General features: G+C 53.8%; 10 protein-coding genes. 2 read left to right on the top strand and 8 right to left on the bottom strand.

The window, feature by feature from the left end; all coding sequences use genetic code 11:
- From ACYZYZ_RS10020 to ACYZYZ_RS10040, 5 genes are all read right to left on the bottom strand, one after another.
- Window positions 1–274, bottom strand: a 274-nt coding sequence (locus tag ACYZYZ_RS10020) for a hypothetical protein (RefSeq protein WP_461484167.1), incomplete at its 3' end; no start/stop codon positions are given.
- A gap of 72 nt (window positions 275–346) precedes the next feature.
- A complete protein-coding gene (locus ACYZYZ_RS10025; protein WP_305170095.1) occupies window positions 347–1093 on the bottom strand; it encodes a YebC/PmpR family DNA-binding transcriptional regulator in 747 nt (248 codons plus the stop codon).
- 75 nt (window positions 1094–1168) lie between these two features.
- Complete coding sequence (gene aspS, locus ACYZYZ_RS10030; RefSeq protein ID WP_461484168.1) at window positions 1169–2947, bottom strand: aspartate--tRNA ligase; 1779 nt, start codon at window positions 2945–2947, stop codon at window positions 1169–1171.
- A gap of 68 nt (window positions 2948–3015) precedes the next feature.
- A complete protein-coding gene (locus tag ACYZYZ_RS10035) occupies window positions 3016–3285 on the bottom strand; it encodes an FmdB family zinc ribbon protein (RefSeq protein WP_461484169.1) in 270 nt (89 codons plus the stop codon).
- A 146-nt stretch (window positions 3286–3431) separates the two neighbouring features.
- Entirely contained in the window at window positions 3432–3860 is a 429-nt protein-coding gene (locus tag ACYZYZ_RS10040; RefSeq protein WP_305170091.1) for an HIT family protein, read from the bottom strand.
- 85 nt (window positions 3861–3945) lie between these two features.
- On the opposite strand from ACYZYZ_RS10040, the gene ACYZYZ_RS10045 reads away from it, so the two are divergent.
- The gene (locus tag ACYZYZ_RS10045) at window positions 3946–5661 is read left to right on the top strand and encodes a proline--tRNA ligase (RefSeq protein WP_461484170.1); all 1716 of its coding nucleotides are present in this window, start codon (window positions 3946–3948) and stop codon (window positions 5659–5661) included.
- A complete protein-coding gene (locus ACYZYZ_RS10050) occupies window positions 5658–6230 on the top strand; it encodes a lytic transglycosylase domain-containing protein (RefSeq protein WP_461484171.1) in 573 nt (190 codons plus the stop codon). Before ACYZYZ_RS10045 ends, ACYZYZ_RS10050 begins: the two co-directional genes overlap by 4 nt.
- A 162-nt stretch (window positions 6231–6392) precedes the next feature.
- On the opposite strand, the gene ACYZYZ_RS10055 is transcribed toward ACYZYZ_RS10050, so the two are convergent.
- The 3 genes from ACYZYZ_RS10055 to secD form a co-directional block, all read right to left on the bottom strand.
- Window positions 6393–6605: a cold-shock protein gene (locus tag ACYZYZ_RS10055; protein ID WP_305170088.1), complete on the bottom strand. Its 213-nt coding sequence runs from the start codon at window positions 6603–6605 to the stop codon at window positions 6393–6395.
- 171 nt (window positions 6606–6776) lie between these two features.
- On the bottom strand, window positions 6777–7697 hold the full coding sequence (gene secF / locus ACYZYZ_RS10060; protein ID WP_305170086.1) for a protein translocase subunit SecF: 921 nt from the start codon (window positions 7695–7697) through the stop codon (window positions 6777–6779).
- A gap of 9 nt (window positions 7698–7706) precedes the next feature.
- Window positions 7707–8276, bottom strand: a 570-nt coding sequence (gene secD / locus ACYZYZ_RS10065; protein ID WP_461484172.1) for a protein translocase subunit SecD, incomplete at its 5' end; no start/stop codon positions are given.

The following is an 8276-nucleotide window of genomic DNA, read 5'->3' on the forward strand; positions in this document are numbered from 1 at the left end:
CAGGTGCTTCTTCGGCAGGTGCTTCTTCGGCAGGTGCTTCTTCGGCAGGTGCTTCTTCGGCAGGTGCTTCTTCGGCAGGTGCTTCTTCGGCAGGTGCTTCTTCGGCAGGTGCTTCTTCTACCTTCGGCGCAGCCTGTGTAACGAAGCCTTCGGCAATCAGTATGGCAACCTTTTCATCGCCATTGACAGTGTTTTTATCAGCGTCCACTACGGCATAACGGCCTGAACGCTTTTGATATACGGTGTACTCCGCAGTTTTCTTCAGCACTTTCATCGTTTTTCTCCTCTGATTACTCGCTCTGTGAACAATCAGGTGGCATTGAAACCACCCACATTTCCCGGCCGTTCAGCCGAGTTCTGCCATCACCTCATCGGGAATATCCGCATTGGTATAGACATTCTGTACATCATCCAAGTCTTCCAGGTGGTCCACCAACGCTAGCAGCTTTTCTGCCGCTTCTTTATCCAGCGCAACGGTGGTTGTCGCCAACATGGTGACCTCGGCCTGCTCCGGCTCCAGACCGGCAGCCGTCAATGATTCTTTGACCGTGGAAAAGTCTTCCCAGGCGGTCAACACATCCACTGAGCCGTCTTCATTGGTGACCACATCTTCGGCACCGGCTTCCAGTGCCGCCTCCATAATCTGATCTTCGTCAGACCCCGGGGGATAGCTGATCTGGCCTGTGCGATTAAACAGGTAGGCGACCGAACCATCGGTGCCCAGATTGCCCCCGCGTTTTGAAAACGCATGACGCACATCAGACACGGTCCGGTTGCGATTGTCAGTCATGCATTCGACCAACACGGCAATACCACCCACGCCATATCCTTCGTAGGTGACCTCTTCATAATTATCGGCGTCGTCAGCACCGGCACCTCTGGCAATGGCCTTATCGATAGTGTCGCGCTTCATATTGTTGCCAAGCGCCTTATCAATGGCCGCTCGCAGGCGCGGATTATCTTCCGGGCTGCCGCCACCACTTTTGGCGGCCACCACAAGCTCGCGGATCAGCTTGGTGAAAATCTTGCCCCGCTTGGCATCCTGGGCTGCCTTGCGGTGTTTTATGTTGGCCCATTTACTGTGACCGGCCATAAAAATACCTCCACTTCATACTGCATCGGGTGTCCTGTCACCCGTTGTCATTATTTTTTAAGATGAGGGCCGGTGTTAGCCCTCTTCCTGAGGTTTTTTCTCACGCAGTCGTATGTTCAGTTCCCGCAATTGCTTGGTATCAACACTGCCGGGAGCATCGGTCAGCAGACAGGCCGCGGTTTGGGTTTTCGGGAAAGCGATCACGTCGCGAATCGACTGACTACCGGTCATCAACATGATCAGGCGATCCAGGCCGAAGGCCAAGCCACCGTGGGGCGGACAACCAAATCGCAATGCATCGATCAGGAACCCGAACTTCTCATCCGCTTCCTCATCGCTGATTCCCAGCACCTCAAACACGGCACGCTGCATATCGGGATTGTGAATACGAATGGAACCGCCACCCAACTCAGTGCCGTTCAACACCATATCGTAGGCAATCGACAGGGCTCCTTCAGGATTGGATTTCAACTCGTCCGGTGTACAGGCGGGACGGGTAAACGGGTGGTGCAGAGAAGTCCAGCCACCTTCGCCATCCTCTTCGAACATGGGAAAATCCACTACCCAGAGGGGCGCCCAGTCACAGGTGTACAGGTTGAGGTCGGCACCCAGCTTGCAACGCAATGCGCCCAGGGCCTCACTGACCACCCGGCGGTTATCGGCACCAAAGAAGATCAGGTCACCATTTTCTGCGCCGGTGCGTTCCAGAATCGCCGCACGAACCTCATTGGGCAGGAATTTCACAATCGGAGACTGCAGACCTTCTTCAAGGTCGTCTTTGTCATTGACCTTGATGTAAGCCAGGCCACGGGCTCCGTAAATGCTTACATACTTGGTGTAATCATCAATCTGCTTGCGACTGATCTCACTACCACCCGGTACTCTCAACGCCGTTACGCGGCCCTTCGGATCATTGGCGGGACCGGAGAACACCTTGAACTCCACCGCAGCCATCAGATCTTTGATTTCCACCAGTTCCAAGGGGATACGCAGGTCGGGTTTGTCACTGCCGTAACGCAGCATCGCCTCACTGTGGGTCATGCGCGGAAATTGGCCCAGATCCACATCCAGCACCTGTTTAAACAGGGTGTGAACCATCTCTTCATTGATGGCCATGATCTCTTCTTCTGTGGTGAAGGAGAGCTCCACATCCACCTGGGTAAATTCCGGTTGGCGATCGGCACGCAAATCTTCATCGCGAAAACATTTGGCAATCTGGTAGTAACGGTCGATTCCGGACACCATCAACAGCTGCTTGAACAACTGTGGCGATTGCGGCAGCGCAAAAAACTTGCCGTCATGGGTGCGGCTGGGCACCAGGTAATCGCGGGCGCCCTCGGGTGTAGCACGGGTCAGAATCGGGGTTTCAATATCCAGAAAACCGCGCTCATCGAGGAAATTGCGAATCACGTTGGTAACCCGCGAACGGAAGCGCATATTGTTGAGCATTTCCGGACGACGCAGGTCGAGATAGCGGTAGCGCAGGCGAACGTCTTCACCGACCTTGTTGTGTTCATCGAGGGGAAACGGCGGTGTGTCGGAACTGTTGAGAATCTCCAGCTCCAGTCCGTAGACTTCAATCTGGCCGGTGGCCATTTCCGGATTGACTGTTTCGGGCGTACGCGCGCGAACCTTGCCGCGCACCTTCAAGACATATTCGCTGCGCACCCGGTCGGCTTGTGCAAAGTGTTCACCGCAGTCGGGATCAAATACCACCTGCACAATGCCTTCGCGATCGCGCATGTCGACAAATATCACACCCCCGTGATCCCGTCGGCGGTCAACCCAACCACAGAGTGTCACTTCCTGATCGATGTGCTCTGAACCAAGCACACCGCAATAACTTGTACGCATTCTCTTATCCCGTATTCAACAATGAGACCGGGGATGGACACCCGGCATGACCGCCATTGACGTCAAAATTAATTCGCGGAGCAGGTACCCGAACTTTTGGCAGGCTTCTCAGTCTTGCCCTCACCGGATTTTTCGCCGGCGATATTTTTTCGGTTGCCCTTTTTAAAGTCGGTTTCGTACCAGCCGCTCCCACTGAGCCGAAAGCCGGCAGCGGAAAGCTGTTTTTTCAGAGCCTGCTCATGACAGGCCGGACATTCCGTTAAGGGACTGTCACTGATTTTCTGCAGAACTTCCAGTTCATGACCACAGGAGTGACACAAATAACCGTAAATCGGCATAACAAACACCTACCAATCTATAACAGGCAAAACGCCCCTGATAAAAGCGGCGCATTATACCCCAGTAAAACCGGGGCTAGAAGATTGAATCCGATCAGAATTGGGGTGGTCGACTATTTATGGAAGCCGGTTGCTAGCACTCTGCACTAGCCGTCGAGCGCAACAAATCCTTCGCCTTCCAGCACATTGGAAATAGACTCAAGTCGCTGACACCGCTGCGCATCCGTATAGGTTGCTGGCGCCTGTGCACCCCAGATGGGATTTGGCCAGGCACCGTCGGTTTTGTAACGTACCACATGGTGCATGTGAAGCTGCGGAACCATATTCCCCAGAGTGGCAATGTTGATTTTATCTGGGGAGAACACGTCCACCAGCGCCTCTGCCAACTGGCAGGACTCGCGCATCAACTGCTGTCGATCCTCCTCTGAGAGGTGATAGATTTCCGTTACCGCCTCAAGGCGCGGCACCAGAATAAACCACGGATAGTTGGCATCACGGTGCATCAACAGACGACACAACGGAAAGTCACCCACAACCACAGTGTCTGAGACCAACCGGGAATCAAGTTCAAACATTTGACATCCTCTAATCCTGTACCCGAAGCGGGCTGCACCGTAAAATAGCGCCTTTTCCAGCAACCTCCAAGATAAAGAATAGAACATGCGAGCCAGCCAGTATCTAATTGCCACACAGAAAGAAACGCCCTCCGACGCCGAGGTCATCAGCCACCAGTTGATGATTCGAGCAGGGATGATCCGAAAACTGGCTGCTGGCCTCTACAGCTGGCTGCCGCTAGGCCTAAAAGTCCTGCGCAAGGTAGAAGCCATTGTCCGGGAGGAAATGAACCGTGCCGGCGCTCAGGAAGTACTGATGCCGGTCACCCAACCGGCGGAACTCTGGCAGGAGTCCGGACGCTGGGAGCAATACGGCCCGGAACTGCTAAGAATGCAGGACCGTCACAGCCGCCCTTTCTGCCTGGGTCCCACCCATGAGGACGTGATCACCGATCTGGTGCGCAACCAGATCCGCAGCTACAAGCAGCTGCCAGCCAACTTCTACCAGATTCAAACGAAATTTCGGGATGAAATCCGCCCCCGCTTCGGCATTATGCGCGCCCGCGAGTTTCTGATGAAAGATGCCTATTCTTTCCACACCGACCAGGCCAGCCTTCAGGAAACTTATGACATTATGCACAAGGCCTACAGTGCGATCTTTACCCGCCTGGGCCTGGACTTCCGCCCCGTGCTTGCGGATACGGGGAGCATCGGTGGCAGTCACTCCCACGAGTTCCACGTGCTGGCCGCTTCTGGGGAAGATGACATCGCCTTCTCCACCGAAAGCGACTACGCCGCCAACGTGGAAATGGCTGAAGCCATTGCGCCAGAGGGCAGCCGTCCCTCCCCGTCAGAAACCATGCAGGAAGTGGCCACACCCGGCCAACACAGCATTGAGCAGGTCAGTACATTCCTCGATGTACCCGCTGCCAGCGTGGTTAAAACTCTGATTGTGCAGGGCGATGACGAAGAAGCACCACTGGTTGCCCTGGTGGTGCGCGGCGATCACGAGCTCAACGACATCAAAGCGGAAAAGTTACACGGTATTGCTGCACCGCTGACCTTTGCCTGCGAGGAACAGATTCGCGCAAACCTGGGTTGCTCAGTCGGATCTATCGGTCCTGTCGGCCTGAAAATTCCAGTCATTGTTGATCATAGTGCCGCTCACCTGGCTGACTTTGTCTGTGGCGCCAACCGGGACGGCGTTCACCTGACAGGAGTCAACTGGGAGAGGGACTGCCGGATTGACGATGTTGCCGACATTCGCAACGTGGTACCCGGAGACCCCAGCCCCGATGGCAAGGGTGTGCTGGAAATCAAACGCGGTATCGAAGTGGGCCACATTTTCCAGCTGGGCACTAAATACAGCGAGGCGATGAACGCCAAGGTACTGAACGAGGAAGGCCGGGAACAGGTCATGATCATGGGCTGTTACGGCATCGGTGTGAGCCGCGTTGTTGCCTCAGCAATTGAACAGAATCACGATGAAAATGGCATCATCTGGCCGGATGCCCTGGCTCCGTTCCAGGTGGCACTAATCCCCATCAACATCCAGAAATCTGAACAGGTTCGCGAAACTTGCGAAAAACTCTACACCCAACTGCAGGAACGCGGTCTGGATGTGCTATTTATGGATGAAGAAAAAGCCCGCTTGGGTGCCATGTTGGCGGACGTTGAACTGGTGGGCATCCCTCACCGGGTAGTGATTGGTGATCGCGGTCTCGAAAATGGTGAAGTCGAGTACCGTCACCGCCGCGAAACCGAAAACCGCACGATTGGCCTGAACGATATTATCGAGTTTCTGACAAAGACCATCGAATGAGAAAAAAATTGTGCAAAGGGTTGATCATCGGGTGGCTGACAGCCATCTTGCTCACCCCTTTTGCCACGCTGGCCGAGCAGGAAGTCGACCAGCAACTGGTGGCCTTGCTCAAGGCAACAATTGCTCAAGCTGACAGCTTTGAAGACCGCTTTGATGCCGAGGTCTGGCTGATGGCAAAATCGAGTCAGCTGGAAAAATTTATTCCCGACAGCCGCGAGCGGCTTGAACTGCTGCGAAAAATCCACCTGGCAGCAACCCGAGCCGGGCTTTCACCGGAAATTGTTCTTGCCGTCATCCAAATAGAAAGCCGTTTTGATCCCTACGCCGTATCGCGCGCAGGGGCTCAAGGCCTGATGCAAGTAATGCCGTTCTGGAAACGGGAAATAGGCCGCGAAGAAGACAACCTCATCCACGTAGACACCAATCTGCGCTACGGCTGCACGATTCTGAAATATTATCTGGATATGGAAGATGGCGACCTCACCCCGGCGCTCGCCCGCTACAACGGCAGCTATGGCAAAACCTGGTACTCTGAACTGGTACTGGTAGCTTGGGATAACTGGCGCTAGGCCAAAAGATAACCTCACCTTTCGCCGCAATGCCTTCTCAGCACGTCAGCAGAAAAGTGAACGTCATGTCGACCAATAGGTCAGGCGTTATTTCACGCAATAGAAAACAAAAAATGCCAGCATTTGCTGGCATTTTTTGGGTGTAACACGACTGTTAAAGCCTTACGCAATAACGGTTACGTTCTGAGCCTGAGGGCCTTTCTGGCCTTGGGTCACTTCAAAAGAAACCTGTTGGCCTTCAAACAGTGTGCGACGGCCAGTACCGTTGATAGCACTGAAATGCACGAATACATCCTTTCCACCTTCCTGGGCCAGGAAGCCATATCCTTTTTCTTCATTGAACCACTTAACGGTACCGGTAACTAAATCTGACATATGATCCTCGTAAACACTTGATTGCCAACTTGTTGTATTGGCAGTAATAAATACGGACGTGTTAGACGCCCGCAATAGCCACTTTAACAGCGGCTGTCCGAAACAAGCAAGAAAAAATTTAGCTGCCAGAATCAAGCAACTGCGGCCCGGACAGCCCTAAAGTCGCCTTTCTCAGGGCAATTCGTCGAATTCCGCACCCTCTCTTTCCGGGGGTAGCAGATCCTCACGTTTCATACCCAGAAGCAACAACATGTTGGCTGCCACATAAATAGACGAGTAAGTACCAATTACAACACCCACAATCAGGGCGATTGAAAAGTTGTGGATCAACTCACCACCGAAGACAAACAGTGCCACCAGTACAAAGATGGTGGTCAACGAGGTAATCAAGGTACGCCCCAAAGTCTGGGTTAGAGATTCATTGATCACACTAATCAGATCCTCTTCCCTCAACAGGCGGATGTTCTCCCGGATTCTGTCGGCAACCACAATGGTGTCATTCAGGGAATAACCGATCACCGCCAGCACCGCTGCAAGCACGGTCAGATCCACTTCCAAACCGGTGATAGAGAAGAATCCCAGGGTGATAATCACATCATGAATCAACGCAGCCACTGCACCCAGCGCAAACTTGTATTGGAAGCGAATCGCGACATACAGCATGACCACTGCCAGCGCAGCCAGCATTCCTAGGCCACCGTCTTCCCGCAACTCTTCACCAACCTGCGGACCAACGTAATCCACACGACGCAGCTCAAGCTCGCCGGAATTATTCGGATCAAGCGACTTCATTACCGATTCCGCAAGGCCCTCGTCGGGCTTTCCCTGCATGCGAATCAGCACATCGCTTTCCGAACCAAAAAACACAACCACCGGGTTTTCAAACCCGCTATCAGTGAGCTGTTGACGAACCAGACTCAGGTCTGCTGCTCGGGGGAAACCAACTTCTACCTGAGAGCCCCCTGTAAAATCCAGTCCCAGCACCAACCCTTTGACTGACAGGGAGACTATGGCGCAGAGCAACAGGGCAATGGAAAAAGCGGCAGCCAACTTGCGGCCACCCATAAAATTGAAAATGCGTTGGGTTGTCATGGCCAGCTCCTAAATCCAGACTCGTTTGATGGTGCGATCACCATAGAACAGGTTCACCAGCGCGCGGGTACCCAGAATAGCCGTAAACATGGAAGACAGAATACCGATGGACAGCGTCACCGCGAAACCCTGAACCGGACCTGAGCCGATGGCATATAGAATCACCGCCACGATCAGCGTGGTCAGGTTAGCATCAAGGATCGAAACAAAGGCCCGGTCATAACCGGCATTAATGGCCGACTGCGGCGGCATCCCGTTGGCCAGCTCCTCCTTGATTCGCGAAAAGATCAGCACGTTGGCATCCACCGCCATACCGACGGTCAGCACAATACCGGCAATACCCGGCAGTGTTAAGGTCGCCCCCAGAATAGACATGGCAGCCACCAGAATGATCAGGTTGAATCCCAGTGCCAGGTTGGCAAAGAGACCAAACATCTTGTAGTAGACCAGCATAAACCCGAGAACCACCAGCATACCGATGGTGACCGACTTGATACCCAGGGCAATATTTTCGGCACCCAGCGACGGACCGATGGTGCGCTCCTCCACAAAGTACATGGGCGCAGCCAGTGCACCCGC

It is taken from the genome of Porticoccus sp. (assembly GCA_023261185.1).
Lineage (GTDB): Bacteria > Pseudomonadota > Gammaproteobacteria > Pseudomonadales > Porticoccaceae > Porticoccus > Porticoccus litoralis.

Excerpts from the sequence above, each read along its gene's own strand:
- ACYZYZ_RS10025 (WP_305170095.1), bottom strand. The coding sequence starts at position 1,093 with ATGGCCGGTCACAGTAAATGGGCCAACATAAAACACCGCAAGGCAGCC.
- aspS (WP_461484168.1), bottom strand. The coding sequence starts at position 2,947 with ATGCGTACAAGTTATTGCGGTGTGCTTGGTTCAGAGCACATCGATCAG.
- ACYZYZ_RS10035 (WP_461484169.1), bottom strand. The coding sequence starts at position 3,285 with ATGCCGATTTACGGTTATTTGTGTCACTCCTGTGGTCATGAACTGGAA.
- ACYZYZ_RS10040 (WP_305170091.1), bottom strand. The coding sequence starts at position 3,860 with ATGTTTGAACTTGATTCCCGGTTGGTCTCAGACACTGTGGTTGTGGGT.
- ACYZYZ_RS10045 (WP_461484170.1), top strand. The coding sequence starts at position 3,946 with ATGCGAGCCAGCCAGTATCTAATTGCCACACAGAAAGAAACGCCCTCC.
- ACYZYZ_RS10050 (WP_461484171.1), top strand. The coding sequence starts at position 5,658 with ATGAGAAAAAAATTGTGCAAAGGGTTGATCATCGGGTGGCTGACAGCC.
- ACYZYZ_RS10055 (WP_305170088.1), bottom strand. The coding sequence starts at position 6,605 with ATGTCAGATTTAGTTACCGGTACCGTTAAGTGGTTCAATGAAGAAAAA.
- secF (WP_305170086.1), bottom strand. The coding sequence starts at position 7,697 with ATGACAACCCAACGCATTTTCAATTTTATGGGTGGCCGCAAGTTGGCT.